General features: G+C 42.6%; 16 protein-coding genes and 1 other RNA gene. 9 read left to right on the plus strand and 8 right to left on the minus strand.

The genetic code is table 11. The features are described from left to right. Window positions 1–50 precede the first annotated feature (50 nt). Window positions 51–224, plus strand: coding sequence for a hypothetical protein (locus HUO09_RS02465; RefSeq protein ID WP_188232863.1), 174 nt, complete (start codon window positions 51–53; stop codon window positions 222–224). Here the strand turns inward: HUO09_RS02465 and HUO09_RS02470 are convergent. The 3 genes from HUO09_RS02470 to HUO09_RS02480 all read right to left on the minus strand — a co-directional run bounded on the left by HUO09_RS02470 (window position 207) and on the right by HUO09_RS02480 (window position 3,858). Continuing rightward, window positions 207–1,133, minus strand: coding sequence for a YeiH family protein (locus tag HUO09_RS02470; protein ID WP_188232864.1), 927 nt, complete (start codon window positions 1,131–1,133; stop codon window positions 207–209). The genes HUO09_RS02465 and HUO09_RS02470 overlap by 18 nt on opposite strands. Before the next feature lie 244 nt (window positions 1,134–1,377). Continuing rightward, entirely contained in the window at window positions 1,378–3,249 is a 1,872-nt protein-coding gene (locus HUO09_RS02475; RefSeq protein ID WP_188232865.1) for an MFS transporter, read from the minus strand. A 12-nt stretch (window positions 3,250–3,261) separates the two neighbouring features. Continuing rightward, the gene (locus HUO09_RS02480) at window positions 3,262–3,858 is read right to left on the minus strand and encodes a TetR/AcrR family transcriptional regulator (protein ID WP_167411343.1); all 597 of its coding nucleotides are present in this window, start codon (window positions 3,856–3,858) and stop codon (window positions 3,262–3,264) included. A 271-nt stretch (window positions 3,859–4,129) separates the two neighbouring features. Between HUO09_RS02480 and HUO09_RS02485 the strand changes: the two genes are divergently transcribed. Both HUO09_RS02485 and HUO09_RS02490 read left to right on the plus strand, forming a co-directional pair. Continuing rightward, entirely contained in the window at window positions 4,130–5,002 is an 873-nt protein-coding gene (locus HUO09_RS02485; RefSeq protein WP_188232866.1) for a Tim44 domain-containing protein, read from the plus strand. A gap of 134 nt (window positions 5,003–5,136) precedes the next feature. Continuing rightward, a complete protein-coding gene (locus HUO09_RS02490) occupies window positions 5,137–5,454 on the plus strand; it encodes a DUF1244 domain-containing protein (protein ID WP_102940737.1) in 318 nt (105 codons plus the stop codon). A 105-nt stretch (window positions 5,455–5,559) separates the two neighbouring features. Here the strand turns inward: HUO09_RS02490 and HUO09_RS02495 are convergent, their stop codons facing one another. Together HUO09_RS02495 and HUO09_RS02500 are read right to left on the minus strand one after the other, a co-directional pair. Beyond that, complete coding sequence (locus HUO09_RS02495; RefSeq protein ID WP_188232867.1) at window positions 5,560–6,027, minus strand: GyrI-like domain-containing protein; 468 nt, start codon at window positions 6,025–6,027, stop codon at window positions 5,560–5,562. Between the two features lie 97 nt (window positions 6,028–6,124). Then, window positions 6,125–7,192: a PLP-dependent cysteine synthase family protein gene (locus HUO09_RS02500; protein ID WP_188232868.1), complete on the minus strand. Its 1,068-nt coding sequence runs from the start codon at window positions 7,190–7,192 to the stop codon at window positions 6,125–6,127. 119 nt (window positions 7,193–7,311) lie between these two features. Here HUO09_RS02500 and HUO09_RS02505 point away from each other — a divergent pair, with 119 nt between their 5' ends. Beyond that, window positions 7,312–7,776 carry an Lrp/AsnC family transcriptional regulator gene (locus HUO09_RS02505; protein WP_188232869.1) on the plus strand — a complete coding sequence of 155 codons (465 nt, stop codon included), beginning with the start codon at window positions 7,312–7,314 and terminating at the stop codon, window positions 7,774–7,776. Between the two features lie 207 nt (window positions 7,777–7,983). On the opposite strand, the gene tesB is transcribed toward HUO09_RS02505, so the two are convergent. Further along, the gene (gene tesB / locus HUO09_RS02510; protein WP_188232870.1) at window positions 7,984–8,844 is read right to left on the minus strand and encodes an acyl-CoA thioesterase II; all 861 of its coding nucleotides are present in this window, start codon (window positions 8,842–8,844) and stop codon (window positions 7,984–7,986) included. 267 nt (window positions 8,845–9,111) lie between these two features. Between tesB and HUO09_RS02515 the strand changes: the two genes are divergently transcribed. After that, entirely contained in the window at window positions 9,112–9,546 is a 435-nt protein-coding gene (locus HUO09_RS02515; protein ID WP_188232871.1) for a YbaY family lipoprotein, read from the plus strand. 39 nt (window positions 9,547–9,585) lie between these two features. On the opposite strand, the gene HUO09_RS02520 is transcribed toward HUO09_RS02515, so the two are convergent. Beyond that, window positions 9,586–9,888 (minus strand): DNA base-flipping protein, encoded by a 303-nt coding sequence (locus HUO09_RS02520; protein ID WP_167411376.1) that lies wholly within the window; start codon window positions 9,886–9,888, stop codon window positions 9,586–9,588. Between the two features lie 343 nt (window positions 9,889–10,231). Between HUO09_RS02520 and HUO09_RS02525 the strand changes: the two genes are divergently transcribed. Beyond that, complete coding sequence (locus HUO09_RS02525; RefSeq protein ID WP_223159274.1) at window positions 10,232–12,226, plus strand: GGDEF domain-containing protein; 1,995 nt, start codon at window positions 10,232–10,234, stop codon at window positions 12,224–12,226. A 146-nt stretch (window positions 12,227–12,372) separates the two neighbouring features. Further along, window positions 12,373–12,469, plus strand: an RNA gene (gene ffs / locus HUO09_RS02530) — signal recognition particle sRNA small type. A 73-nt stretch (window positions 12,470–12,542) separates the two neighbouring features. On the opposite strand, the gene HUO09_RS02535 is transcribed toward ffs, so the two are convergent. After that, window positions 12,543–13,121, minus strand: a complete 579-nt coding sequence (locus tag HUO09_RS02535; RefSeq protein ID WP_188232872.1) for a TetR/AcrR family transcriptional regulator — start codon at window positions 13,119–13,121, stop codon at window positions 12,543–12,545. Window positions 13,122–13,218: 97 nt separating this feature from the next. On the opposite strand from HUO09_RS02535, the gene HUO09_RS02540 reads away from it, so the two are divergent. Together HUO09_RS02540 and HUO09_RS02545 are read left to right on the plus strand one after the other, a co-directional pair. After that, window positions 13,219–13,683: an HPP family protein gene (locus HUO09_RS02540; RefSeq protein ID WP_188232873.1), complete on the plus strand. Its 465-nt coding sequence runs from the start codon at window positions 13,219–13,221 to the stop codon at window positions 13,681–13,683. A 342-nt stretch (window positions 13,684–14,025) separates the two neighbouring features. Continuing rightward, window positions 14,026–15,249 (plus strand): aldose 1-epimerase family protein, encoded by a 1,224-nt coding sequence (locus HUO09_RS02545; protein WP_188232874.1) that lies wholly within the window; start codon window positions 14,026–14,028, stop codon window positions 15,247–15,249. The last annotated feature ends 183 nt before the right edge of the window (window positions 15,250–15,432 follow it).

Genomic DNA, 15,432 nt, shown 5'->3' on the forward strand with positions numbered 1-15,432 from the left:
CCAGATATTTGAGGATTTAAGACTATAGTGTCTATGTTCAAGGGGCTGTTATGTTCAAAGGGCTTTTTATTGTCACCATCGTGTTGCAACTATTGATTGCTCTTACGCAAAGCGGATGGGTACGCTCGGTGGCGGAACTGAGTGCATTTTTACTTGTTGTATTGTTCACTTTTACGGTTAAACCGCTCTCCGTCAAGCAGGAGTCTTTAAACGGTCAGAAGTAACCAGCTCAAAGATGATACCGATATCGTAATCCAAAGAATCACACCAAACAGTAGTGGCTTAGGTCCCGACGCTTTCAAACGTGCCGGCGAAATACTGCAACCAATCAAAAATAGACAGATCACTAATGCTTGTTTAGCAATCGAAAATACGCCTTGATAGATTTGTTGCCACTGTGGAAATAAGTCACTGAACCCAATTGCCAGACAGTAGAAAAGAATGAAATAGGGAATGGTCAGCTTACGTGAATGGCTCTTGAACATCCAAGCACTCACCAAGGCTACTGGCACAATCCAAAGCGCTCGCGCCAATTTAAGCGTCGTTGCTGTTTTAAGTGCTTCTTCACCATAAGCGGACGCTGCGCCAACAACAGAAGACGTATCGTGAATGGCAATAGCAGCCCACGTACCAAACGTATGTTGGTCGAGTGACAACGCGTGCCCAATCATTGGAAAGATAAACAGTGCGATAGAATTCAATACAAAAACAGTGCCCAAAGCCAAGCCGGTTTGGTCATCATCGGCGTTAATTGCCGGAGCGACTGCTGCTATGGCACTTCCGCCACAAATTGCAGTACCAGATGCAATTAAATGCCCCGTTTTCTTCTCAAGTCCCATTGCTTTGGCAACCAAAGTGCCAATAACGAGTGTACCGCAGATAGTTGCCAGAATAAGGCCAATACCATCACTGGTAACCGTTAACGCTTGTTGTAAAGGAATGCCAAAACCTAAGCCAACGATAGAGTAAGCCAACAGTTTCTTGGTGAGCTTTGCGATAGGAATGTGCGCGGGAACCCAGCCTAGGGAAGCCATCAGAAAACCCATAACCAAAGCACTAGGAGACGTAATCCAAGGAGAAAGGCAAAGTGCGCCACCCAGCCAAAATGGTAGGTGAATAGGTTTGATGTTCATAGTGACTACCTTACAACATTCACAGACAATGTTCGGAACCCCGTATCAACACGCGTTTGATAAGAAAGGCTTTCTAAACGGTTTGGATTGGCATTGTAACGAGAAGTGGTTGGTCAGGAAATCTTAATGTATTGAACATATGTTTAGATAAACTGAACAAAGGGTGTTTTCTGTGTTAGGTGATGTAATGAAGGCTTCCCAAAAAGGAGCCTTCCAACAAAATATTTCTTGATACAAGCGGCTATTATTGCCAATTACCGCGTAATTGAGACACCTTTTCGAACATCACTTCGGAGGACGCTTGTTCAGAAGCTACTGGTTGGCCTGCTTCAATTTCTAAGCGCGACCAAAAACGACTCGGCAGCCCTTTACAGGCACGCCCTTTACAGCGGCTAAAGTAACTGCCCCATAATCCTTTCAACGCTACAGGTATTACTGGAACAGGGCTGCGTTTTAGAATGATGTCTAACCCTCGCATAAACTCATTCATTTCACCGTCTGCCGTCAAACGGCCTTCAGGGAAAATACACACCAGATGACCTTCATTCAAAGCCTGTTCAACATCATTGAACGCTCGGAGTATAGAACGTCTGTTGCGAGCGCAGATAGGGATCACGCCTGCACGCTTTAAAAAGCCTCTTAACACCGGGAGGTTTGCATAGTCTTCTTCCATCACAAAGCGAATCAGGCGAGGGCTGGCTGCGCTAAGGAGCAAGGCATCCATGTAACTAACGTGATTGCAGACAAGCAACGCGCCACCGTGTTCTGGGATGTTATTAAGGTTTTTGTGTTTCACACGATAGATAGTATGGGTTAATGCCCAAACCAAAAAACGAACCGCAAAGATAGGAACCTGTAAGAACACAAACACAGCCGTTAATAGGTTGATCACCGAGATAACGACAAATAGCTGGGTTATAGAGAGTTCCAACACTGACAAACACACAATCCCAAGGATCGCACTGCCAACCATGAACAACGAGTTATAGATGTTGAGCGCCGCGATAACTTGTGCTCGTTGGGTCTCTTTAGCGCGTTGTTGCATTAAGGCATAAAGTGGAACAATGAATACACCACCTGATGCGCCTAGCAGCAGTAAATAGCTGAACAAAGGCCAGAGAGGCTGGTAGAGGACGAACTCACTAAACTGATGAAAGATAGGCAGTGATTCAGGAATGCTGGTCGCCATCAAATAGCCGAATACGGTAATGCCTAAGCTGCCGATAGGCACGATACCAATTTCAATTCGGTGATTTGACAGTTTGTCACAACTTAATGACCCGATTGCGATGCCGATTGAGAACAGGGCAAGCAAGAAAGAAACCGCACTCTCAGTGCCTTTGAGATGGAGCTTAGTGAAGTTTGGAAACTGAGTTAAATAAGTTGCACCAAGGAACCAAAACCAGCTGATTGCCATAATACAAAGCAAAATAGTGCGGTCGCTTTTTGCAATCGATAGTGTGTGGCGAGTCTGGCGGATAGGGCGCCAAGTAAAATGAATATGCGGGTTACCCGCAGGTGCTTGTGGTATGAAGCGGCTAGCCAGATAACCACAAAGTGAAAACAGAACCACACAACCTGCCGCAATGTATTTGGCGTGGTCAAGTGAGGCAATAACGCCTGCGCCAATTGTACCGATTAATATGGCAAGGAAGGTTCCTGCCTCTACTAGGGCATTCCCAGAAACTAGCTCATTGGCCTTAAGTTGTTGAGGCAATAGTGCATATTTTACAGGGCCGAAGAACGCAGATTGCGTCCCCATCAAAAACAACATCAATAGCAGTACAAGGTAGCTTTCGGTAATAAAGCCGATTGCTCCCAAACACATAATGGCGATTTCAATCAGTTTGACCTTGCGGATAAACCAAGACTTTTCATATTTGTCTGCAAGTACGCCAGCGGAAGCTGAAAAAAGAAAAAACGGAAGAATAAATAATCCTGCCGCTAAATTGATAAACAGATGACTTGAAATGGGCAGGATAGCACTGCCTGAGAAGGCGACGAAAAGCAGCAAAACATTCTTGAAAATGTTGTCATTGAAAGCGCCAAAAAACTGCGTCACAAAATACGGAAGAAAACGTCGCTGACTGAGCAACGGTGTGTGATGTTGTGACATCCTATGTCCTTATTAGTGTGCCCATTTACTCAAGTAGTTAGAGAGTAGGTTCTGAATCAGCTTCTTGCCATCAATCGGTTCGTCTGCGAAAAATTTGTCATCAACACTTAACAACGTAATACCATGTACACCAGCCCAAAGCACACGGCTTGCTTGCAACACTTCGCGAGGAGAGCGCTGCGGTGCAAATATTGTAAGTAAATCTTCCAGCATACTGGTCATATTATCAATGCGTTCAGCTTGCCATTCTGGGAGAGCTTCACCGTTCATCTTATGTTCGAAAATAAGTTGCCAACGGTGAGGGTTTCTTTGAGCGAAATCGTGGTAACAATAGGCGAGTTCGTAGAGGGCTTGTTCAGAGTCGTGACACTGACTGACCACCTCATTTGCTTCTAGAGCCAACTCGTCAAGAGTCTGAGCAACCACATGAAGTAACAACAGGTTATAGCTGCCGAACACATTCACTAATGTGCTTGGTACATAACCAATCATGTTTGCTACTTTACGCAAACTGAGTTCGTGATAGGAATGTTCAGTTAAAAAATCCTTTACGGAACTGAGTGTGAGAGTGATCAATTCCTCTCGTGTGTGATCGTTTCGTCTCGCCATAACCGGGATAGAATAATGAACAATGTTCGATATTCTAATAAGCATGGTCAGGGGCGTCAAACATTAGGTTTGCAATATTCTGATACAAGTCCTCACTGTAAAAGCGTTTTATTGTCTGAGTGAAGTGGATATGATGTGTTACAAATATAGGTAAACCCGTCTTAATTGAAGCCGCAGCGGTGTGAGCTACACATAGCCGCCCTACTGCAATCCAATGAATTTGGGTATAACACTATTGCACCCTCGTACAAATATAACGTGAAGGATAAGTATGAAACGTCTGTTCTCGCTGATCGCACTGCTGATGGTTTCTGTCGCTGTCTCACCGATAGCTGAAGCTAAAAAGTTTGGTGGCGGTAAGTCATTTGGTAAGAGTTTTAAAACAGCTCCTGCTCCTAAGCAGCAAAGCCAAAATACAAGTACCATCAACAAAGATACTTCTAAAGCTGCGCAAACTTCAGGCAAGAAAGGTCTGATGGGTGGTCTGTTAGGTGGTTTACTAGCAGGTGGTTTATTAGCTGCGTTCTTCGGTGGAGCGTTTGAGGGTATTCAGTTCCTAGATATTCTTATCATGGGTTTGATTGCTTATTTTGCTTTCAAGTTCTTGCGCGGTATGCTGGCAGCAAAACAGGGCAGCATGAATCAGAGTCAACAGCAGCCTGCTTTCGGCGGTGTAAACCGTAACATGCATGAGCAGCCAAACGTACATAACTTTGAGCAACCACAAGCAGCAGGCGGTTTCGGTACGACAGCAACAAGTGATGTACCGCACAACTACCCACCGGGTTTTGATCAATCGGCTTTCATCAGTGGCTCTCGCGAACACTACCGTATTCTTCAAGGCGCTTGGAACTTCAATCAACTTGAAACTATCGAAGAGTATGTATCACCAAGTCTATTCGCTGACCTTAAAGAAGAGCGTGCGAAGCTGGAAGGTGAACAACACACAGACGTAATGTATGTGGATGCTGAAATTGTTCGCGCAGACTATGATGCGGACAAAGCTCAACTTAGTCTTCAGTTCAGTGGTCGCTACCGCGACACAGTAGAAGGTGTCGAAGAGAATATCGAAGATATCTGGCACCTAGAGCGCGACCTAACAGTGCCAAATGCACCTTGGTTGATTGTTGGTATTCAAGCTTAATCAATCACGTCACAAAATTGCTTTTATATAACGCCCGAGCTTGTCTTGGGCGTTTTTTTATTGGCATGATAGTCAACAATCTAACCAGACAACGTAACGTTGAGTGGTAAAGTCAAACAACAAAGGGAAAAATCATGGCTGAATTCAAATACAAAAACCTAAGCCAAGAAGAACAAGACAAGCTTGATGCGGCGGTGTTTCGTCGCTTGTTAGCACATCTTGATGAAAATAAAGACGTGCAAAATATTGATTTAATGATACTTGCTGGTTTCTGCCGTAACTGCTTTTGTAAGTGGTATCAAGCCGAAGCAGAAAATGCAGGGAAAGATTTGTCGATTGATGATGCCCGTGAGCGTGTGTACGGCATGACTTATGATGAGTGGAAAGCAAACCATCAATTGCCAGCAACGCCAGAGCAACTCGCTGCATTTGAAGCAAAGCAGAAAAAATAGACACTTAAACAAATAAAAAGCCGCCAGTGTTGCCTGTTCTTGAGTAACAGTACAAATACAATGGCGGCTTTATTGTCTCTCAGATTTGCAGCAATACAGGTTAGGTTACTTTAGTGGTAAGTAAACATCGGTTTGCAAAGCGTTTTTGTCGGTGTCTGGAGCAATATTCAGGTAATGGAAAAAACAAGGTTTACCACTTGGCTGTTCGCCGCTGGAGGGTAACCAGTTTCTATACAGCTTATAGACTGTTTGGCTGATCAGATCCAAACTGCCGTAGTGTCTTAATACGGCACATTTGCCACCTGTCAGCATGCCGTTCACCACTCCGAAACGATTATCTGGAATATCTTCTTCGATACTTCCCGCGATATCAAAGCGAAAATTTTTGTTGTCCGTTTCGTTAGGGTCACTGTATGGAATACCGAAGGTGTCACTGGTTGTGATAGGGGACAATCCCGTTTCTTTGCGCCATGCCACGAAATTTTCTACACTGTTCATCAAATGCTCAGGCGCACCTTGATGAGTATAAATAGCCACTTTTCTAGGCGTAAAATCAACAATACGCACTTCCACTATGATTCTCCTGACTTTTCTTTGTTCAACAAGACTATAAAAGAAAAGTGGCAATAAATCTGTCTCTCAGTTCCTAATTCAACTTATGAGAAAAATATTACTCCAGCTCGCCAGTTTTAGAGAAAATTTCAAGCTTGGCTAAATATGGAGAAAGGTCGCCAATGTTTTTTTCTACCCAATCTGCGTTGTAATAGGTATCAAGATAACGTTCGCCGCTGTCACACAGTAAAGTCACAATAGATCCCGTTTCACCTTTGCGTTTCATTTCGCAGGCAAGCTGTAATGCACCATAGAGGTTGGTTCCTGTAGATGCTCCGGCTTTTCTGCCAAGAATGCCTTCTAACCAGTGAACCGTTGCCACACTTGCTGCGTCTGGAATCTGTAGCATTTCATCAACAACATTCGGAATAAAACTTGGTTCTACTCGTGGGCGACCTATACCTTCAATTTTGCTGCCGCAATCTAGCGTGATATCAGGGTTACGGGTTTTATAGAAATCGAAAAACACCGAGTTCTGCGGATCTACAACGCACAATTTAGTGTCGTATTGTTGATAGCGAATAAAGCGCCCGATAGTTGCGGAAGTACCGCCGGTGCCCGGGCTCATCACAATCCATGCTGGAACTGGGTGGTCTTCCATTTTCATCTGACTGTAGATGCTGTCAGCGATATTGCTGTTACCACGCCAGTCGGTTGCTCTTTCAGCATAGGTAAACTGATCCATGTAATGACCATTCAGCTCTGCTGCCAAACGGCGTGATTCTGCATAGATCTGATCAGAACGATCGACTAAATGTGCCTTACCACCGTAAAACTCTATTTGTTCAATTTTCTTAATTGCCGTGCACTTAGGCATGACGGCGATAAAAGGCAAACCGAGTAAGCGAGCAAAATAGGCTTCTGAAACAGCAGTACTACCAGAAGAGGATTCAATAATTGGGGTCTCTGGACCAATCCAACCATTACAAATGGCATAGAGAAACAGAGATCGGGCAAGGCGGTGCTTTAGGGAACCCGTAGGGTGGGTACTTTCATCTTTCAGATATATATCAATACCCTGTAAACACGGTAAATCAAGTTTGATTAAATGGGTGTCAGCAGAACGTTGATAGTCAGCTTCGATTTTTCGAATTGCGCTGTTTATCCATTGATGGTCGGTACACATGTTTTTTCTCCCTAAAGTTTATATTCATAATCTAGCGATTTATCAGGAGAAAAACTTTGCTAATTTTTTCTTGTTTGTTTAATTTTGGAGAAAATAATTCTCTCTGAATGGGTGTTTGTATGGCTTTGGATAAGGTTGACCGCAAAATATTAGCAATATTGCAGCAGGACAGTACGGTTTCTCTAAATGATTTGGCGGAAGCGGTAAACTTAACGACGACGCCATGTTGGAAACGTCTCAAAAAGTTGGAAGAGTCAGGTGTTATTGCTAAGCGCGTGGCGTTGTTAAATCCAGAATCGCTGGGTTTATGCTTTACCGTGTTTGTCTTGGTTCAGACCAGTGATCATTCCCATGAGTGGTATCAGAAGTTTGTCGTAACCGTGGAGGAATTTCCAGAAGTGATGGAATTCTACCGTATGGCGGGGGAATACGACTACATGATGAAGGTGCTCGTCAAAGACATGAAAGACTATGACCAGTTCTATAAAAAACTGGTCAACAGTGTTGCGGGTCTTAACAACGTGACTTCAACATTTGCTATGGAATCGCTGAAATACACCACTGAGCTACCATTAGGACATTAATTTTGGCCAATCTTGAAGAGAGTTAACCAAATATCCAAGCAATCAGAAAAATAACGGCCAGCATCACGCCAAACGCCTTGAGTAACGGTTTGATTTCAGTAGAGCCACCTTTCGGTGGTTGGTTACAACAGCCCATAATTTCCTCCGATTAGGTTAAGAATATACCGTTACTGTAATCCTTAACCTAAGGGGAGAGTAAAGAGGAAATTACGATTTATAGCGCATGACGCCTTCTTGAACGGCAGTCGCGACTAAATGGCCTTGCTGATTGTAAATTTCGCCACGTACTAAGCCGCGAGTGTTGCTTGCAGTCGGACTTTCAATGGCAAACAACAGCCACTCATCCATCTTAAATGGTCGGTGATACCAGATAGAATGGTCGATGGTCGCCACTTGGAACTTGGGTGTAAGCAGTGTGACCTCATGAGGATGTAATGCAGTGACTAAAAATCCCCAGTCAGAGGCATAACCCAAAATATATTGGTGGATTAGCTGGTTGTCCGGCATTTGGCCGTTCGCCTTCATCCACAGATATTGTTTAGGCTCGGCTTTTTGTGGTTTCAGAGGATTGATAACCGTAACAGGGCGAATCTCAATCGGTTTTTCACCACACAGTATTTTTTTAACCTTTTCAGGAAGCAGATGGGCGACTTGAGAGGCCAATTCGGATTCAGAGGCAAAGTTTTCTGGACCGGGAATATCAGGCATGGTGTTCTGATGTTCAAACCCATCAGCTACACCGTGATATGAAGCTGTGAGGTAAAAAATAGGGCGTCCGTTCTGTATCGCTTTGACTCGTCGGGTACTGAAGCTTTTTCCATCACGAAGATTTTCAACATCATAGATAATCGGTTTTTCAGTATCGCCTGGGTATAGGAAATAGCTGTGGAATGAATGAACTGTACGATCTGGATCAACCGTATAATGCGCAGCAGAAAGAGCTTGCCCTATCACTTGTCCACCATAGACTTGAGGTAATCCTAAGTTTTCACTTTCTCCACGAAATAAGCCTTCTTCTAATTTTTCTAGTTGCAGCAAGTTCAATAACTCTTGCAGAGGTTTACTCATAGCTTGTTACCTTTTCCTTATAATTCTTTATTTGACGCTGTTAGTTTGTTTATTGAGTCAATTGTTTGTCAATAGCGGATCTAACTCCGTGACTGATATGACACATCTCGACTATTATTCAGTTAACGTGTTGATTTAAAAACACAGCTATTGAATGAGTATTAAGTATATTAGTGGTAACTGAAGCAATATGACAGCCTAGGGCGCTGAATCTATACTGATTTGAATGAAACTAGCTTGGTCAAAAGATCTTAGAAGAGAGGCAAAATGAGAAAAATAATACTGTTGGTTGCATCGTTAGTGGTGGGGTCTATTTTTATGGTCGGTTGCCAAAGTTCTGAGGCGTCAAAGCCACAACAAAAAATCCAGTCTATTACCGGCACGGTCGCTTACCGTGAGCGAATTGCATTACCCGACGACGCGCAAGTTACCGTCGTATTGCAAGATGTATCGAAAATGGATACCGCAGCGGTAGTGATTGCAAAACAGCAATTTATTACCAATGGTCACCAAGTTCCTTTGACTTTTGATTTGGCTTACGACAGCACTAAGATTCAGGAAAATCATCGTTACAGTGTTTCTGCCCGTATTGAGGTGAACGGTAAACTGCGCTTTATTACAGATACTCACTATGCAGTCATTACCGATGACAATGCGACAACACACGTTGATTTGCGATTAATCGGCGTAGGGACGAAATAAGCCTACAGCGGTTTACCCCCGTTAAAAAGAATGGCAGCTTTAGGGCTGCCATTTGTATTTCTTAAGAGATATTTTTCCGTTGCTGCTTACAGCAATGCCTTCTGCGACTAACTGTTCTCTCTGTCTTTCCCAGTCAGGTCCTGTTAAAGAAATCTCACCTTTGCTGTTAATGACTCTAAACCAAGGCAATTTACTTCCTTCAGGGAGATTGCCGAGCGCTTTACCCACATGTCGTGCGTATCCGGGATAACCCGCCATTTTCGCTATCTCACCATAGGTAGACACTTTCCCTTCAGGGATTTGATAAATCACAGTGAAGATATGTGATAGAAATTGGTCCATACTGAGTCAGTCCTAGTTCGAAATTTACCAAAGGTCGGTTTAAGGTATAGGAGGTTTATTCTCAACTTTTCTGTTTAATACTGCAATGTGAGTGAATGCAAACACCGTTGTACCTGACTTTGTATTGGTAGTTTGGGTAAACTTGTTCGCGACCTTGGCTAACGAACTTTATATTACGCAGTTCCAATGAGCAGATTGAATGAAAATGCAGCAAAAAAATCAAATCTAGCGCAAAAATATACCGTACGGTTTGTAAAAGCTTTATGCAATCGAACTCAGTTTCGATACTATTATTCCATACAATAAATAAAAATTATTATTCTCAACGTCTATGTCCAGAACCATGCACATTTGTAGTTGGTTGTTGGTGCTTTTGTGTTCTTCTCAAGCATTTGCCGCTAATACCGATGACTCACATAAAGTCTATTTCGTCGCTACAGAAGCCGACGATGTAGTATCACGCGTTATATTTGATGATGTTGCATATCGCTTTAATATTGATATCGAATATGTCAATTACTCTAGTTTTGACGCCATTTTAAAATCCGTTGAAGCCGGGATCAGTGATTTTGCAGCGAATGTGACTTATACCCCTGAGCGTGCCGAGCGTTTCGATTTTTCTCGCCCGACCAATATTGAATATACCTACCTGTTTAGCAAAGCGAATCTTCATTTGGAGGACATGCATAGAGTTGGTGTACCTGCGGGCACTATTTATGGAGACTTAATTCTTCAAAACTATCCTAAGATTGAGTTGGTCGATTATTACGGTTCAGTAGAAGCAAAATCGCTGCTGGAAAACAACAGAGTTGATGGGGTGGTAGATGCGATAAACCAGCTAAAGCCGATGCTATTAGCGGGATTTGATGCCCAGCTTCTTAACGACAGAATCTCTATTCAACCCGTATCTATCGTGACGCCAAAAGGTGAAAACAAAGATCTACTGCTCGAAATCGAGCGCTACGTTCATTCCGCACGAGTGCAGAAGTTGCTACGTGAGTCTATACAAAAATATCAGTTTGATATTCGCAAGCATGCATTACGCCAAGCTGTGATAGACAGTGGTTTGAACATGCAGCGACCGCTAAAAGTGAAGTTGGAAAATGTGAGCCCTTATGCCACTTATCATACTGATGGTGGGGTAAGTGGCATCAGCGCAGATGTTGTTTTTCGCGCCTGTGACATTTTGCTGTTGAAGTGTGAGTTAGCCAGTAAAGCAAATGAAACATGGGAGAGCATGTACAATGATATTCGTCAGCAACACATTGACATCCTTGCTCCATTGACTATCACAGAGCAGCGTAAGAGCTTAGTTAATTTCAGCGAAAGCTATTACCATCCTGAAGCCGTGATGATCAAAAGAGAAGGTTACAAGGACTTTGTTTACAGCAATGTGTCTGAGCTAATCGCAGAGCGAATTGGCGTAATCAAAGACGATTTCTTTGAAGACCTGTTGCATCGCATGCTCCCATACAAAGAACTGTATACCTTCCTCACTCAAGAGGAACAGATTGAAGGGTTGTTGACAGGCAAGGTTGACTACATTGTTATGAGCCGAGGCAATTTCAATCTCTTTTTACGTGAATCCGATCAGTTGTTACCTTTTGTTGAAGATTCAATGATCGGTGGTTTCTATAAGTTTGATGTTGCTATCGGTTTTACCAAAACACCTTTGGGCGAATCGTTGGCATCACTATTTAGTCGCGCGATTAAAATGATGGATACGCAGAAAATCATAAAAACGTATGATTACCAGCCCGACTGGCGAGCTACGTTAGTGGTTGAAAAGCGTTTTACGCGTCATAGCCAATGGCTATTTGCGACAGCCTTTGCTTTATTAGTTATTGTCGTTTTCTATCTACACAAGCAATCAAATACCGATAACTTAACCAAATTGCGAAACAGACGGGCTCTGTATCGTCGATACAGCAGAGGGTTAGCAGGTAGAATCTCCGTTGTTTATCTCGACTTGAATCATTTCAAACAAATCAACGACAGTTATGGACACGAAATTGGAGACAAGGTGCTTAAACAACTTGCACATAGAATCCAACAAATCTGGCAAGGGCACGCATATCGTATTGGTGGTGATGAGTTCATTTTGGTTGGTAATATAAAACGAGAACAGTTGGAAGATATTCAAGCTTATCTGAAACGTTTTTTGTTTGTTGATGTTGAACGTGATGTGAGTTTTGACGTGACGGTTGCGGTGGGCATCTCAACAGGGCGTGATAGCTACATGTCTCTACAAGAGGTGTTACACCAAACTGATCAAGCTATGTATGAAACAAAACATCAAAGAAATGTAGTTACACCGATTCGAATGAGGCATCGATAAACGAATCAGATTCCTTCGATTTGTTTAAATGGTGTCCAATTGGTTCACAATCAAAGACATTACTTGGATTTAGGCTTGCAATGATGAAGTCGATGCTTGATAATCCTTCCCACTCTTTGGCACGAACCAAAGATGCTCTATGGGGGCCCTGGTCCTCCCGCAACACTAGTTCGTAAACCTGGTCAGGTCCGGAAGGAAGCAGCCACAGCGAATGACGTGTGTGCCGGGATGTGGCTGGGGCTTCCACCCATCTAAAACCCGCTAATTTCTTTTTTATCCTCTATCTAACGTAATAGACCGAATAGAAGTTTATCTCTCATTTACTTTCAATTTTCGGATTCAAGCGTTCTTGAAGGACTCTCAATATCTCAAGGCAATGGGCTATCACAGTATGGTTGTCACCACTCATATATGCGGTGGTAATAGCACCTTCTTTTAGCACACATATTGATTCAAATAATATCGGGTCTTTACTGCGAAGATGCCTTTGAATTACTTGGCGTACTTGCAGTTTGTGCTGGTTACAGAAACGAGAAATTTCACAACTAGTATCGCTAAACTCTGCGGATGTATTTATAAAAAAACACCCTCTGAAATCTCCTAACGCAGGTTCTTGATTATCAAACCAACTGGCTAACGACTTGAATAAGTTTTCGATGACACTGGCATCAGAGTCTGAATCGGAAAGCTTGCTTTCTAGCCAGTCAATAAAACGTTCATTACGTTGGTGTAAAGCCGCTAATATCAGCGCCTCTTTACTATCAAAATCCTTATACAAAGTTCTTTTCGCCACACCGGCGGATTTTAGAATTTCATTGATCCCTATGCTGTTGATTCCGTTCTGATAAAAAAGCTCTAACGCTGTATCGATTAATATCTGACGTTTTTTACTCATATGCACTCTCCTTAAAAACTATGTTGACACAAGTAGACCATTCTGTCTATTTTATAAATGTAGACAAGATGGTCTACCAAAAGGAGAGCAATTACGTATGAACAGTATTATTTTGTCAATTATTGCGGGGGTTGGAGCGAGTATCGCTATCGGCACTTTGTCTTATTTTGACCATACCTTTTACGACATCGCATTATTGATGGCACCATTTGGTGCTACCACGGTGCTGGTGTTTGGTGTTCCAGACAGTCCATTGGCTCAGCCAAAAAATGTGATTTTAGGGCATTTGTTAACAGCTTTTGTTGGGGTGTTTTTTGTACAGTATGTTGGCGTATCGCCTATATATTTGGCCTTGGCCACAGGAATTGCGGTTAGTCTGATGTTGGTGACGAAAACCACGCATCCACCAGCTGGCGCGAATCCATTGTTAATTATGTTATCAGGACAAAGTTGGGGATTTTTGATTACCCCAGTTCTCATTGGGGCTATCGTCATTGTATTGGTTGGCAAAAGTGTTGGGATTGTAAGGCAGAGATGGATTTTAAATAACTCCCAGTTTTGATAGCCAATAGTGCAAGGGTAACCAAATCTGAAGTTTAGGTGAGATCGTGTTCTGCTTTTGAATGGACTCACCTTTGTTCCATTCTGCTCATTCCTACACAAAAAGATAAAGAAAACATGAGAGCTGATGGCAGCATTTGTCGCTGCTGTATTACTATTTATAAATCAATCAGTTAATGCTGAACGTGATTCATCAAACATTAATAGGTTAAAAAATAACCAGTTCAATGAACTGAATCACATCTATTTGTTCAGCACTTTGATCCTCAATCTTTTGTCTGCAATTTTGATAGCTGAAACGATTCAGCTTAAATGTCAGAAAAATTATTTAGAGGATCAAACTATGAAAATCAAACCGCTTATTGCAGCTCTTACTTTGGTTGCACCGCTTTATGCCACTGCAGCAGAATTTACCCTAACCGATACTGCAACGAATACTTATGTTGAGAATTGGGAAATTACGAACCAAAAACTTGGTTTTGGAACTATCCCTTTTAGCATAGAAAAAGTGCGCTTACACGGTGGTAAGCAAGAAGGCGTTGACGTTATTGTTATAAAGAATGGTGAGCTAGAAGTGACCTTAGTACCAACCAGAGGCATGGGTATTTTTGATGTTAAGAAAAACGGAAAGCGAGTGTTAGGTTGGGATTCACCAGTAAAAGAAATTGTTAATCCGGTCTACATTGATTTAGAAAGTCGTAACGGGTTAGGTTGGTTGGATGGCTTCAACGAAATGATGGTGCGATGTGGTTATGAGTGGACGGGCCATCCCGGGGTAGATGAAAACGGTCAACTGCTCAGCTTGCATGGACGGGCTCAAAATACCCCTAGTTCAACAATTAAAGTTATTATTGGCGATGAGGCTCCACATACTATTACTGTCGAAGGTGAAATTTCGGAAAGGACATTTAAAAAAGCCGAATTGGTTACGAAAACGTCGTTTTCTATCACTCCGGGAGAGAACAGTTTCTCGCTCAATGATACTTTGACCAACAAATCTGATTATGACGATGAATACCAAATTATTTATCACTCTAACTTTGGCAACCCAATTTTGGAAAAAGGTGCAAAAGTGTATGCCGCTGCCAGTGAAATTTCACCATTCAATAGCTATGCCGACAAAGGTTTAAAAGATTGGCAAACTTACTTAGGTCCAACTAAGGGTTATGATGAGATGGTTTACAATCTAAAACCTGTCGCAGATAAGAGTGGAAACACATTAGCTGTTTTACATAACAAGGCGGGCAACCTTGGTGTATCAATGCAATACAATACCAGCCAATTGCCAGTTCTGACGATTTGGAAAAACACAGATACGTTGCAACAAGGTTATGTTACGGGAATTGAACCTGGTACCAGTTACGCCTATAACACCAAGTTCCAGCGTCCTCTGGGCCTAGTCCCAACGATTCATGCAGGAGAAAGCAAACATTTTGATCTTACGTATACTGTATTGTCTTCTTCAGCAGAAGTGGATAGTGCGGTTGAAGGAGTGAATAAACTTCTTGATGGTAAAGCAGTGAAGCAAGTGCATGAGCCAATTGTCGATCTAACTAAAGTTCAGTAAGCCATCATTGCAGAGGGGAGTTTATCCCCTCTGTTATTTTGTCAAATTGGAGACTCACGACTACCTTTATGAACGTTGCCAATTCGAACCTAATCTGATGGTTCCATTTTTTCTTCAGTATCTGCTTTCACATCCTCAAAGACGGCCTCTTGGCAATGTTTGACTAGGCTTCTTTTTGCCGTA

This window comes from Vibrio sp. Y2-5, from assembly GCF_014596725.1.
GTDB lineage: Bacteria > Pseudomonadota > Gammaproteobacteria > Enterobacterales > Vibrionaceae > Vibrio.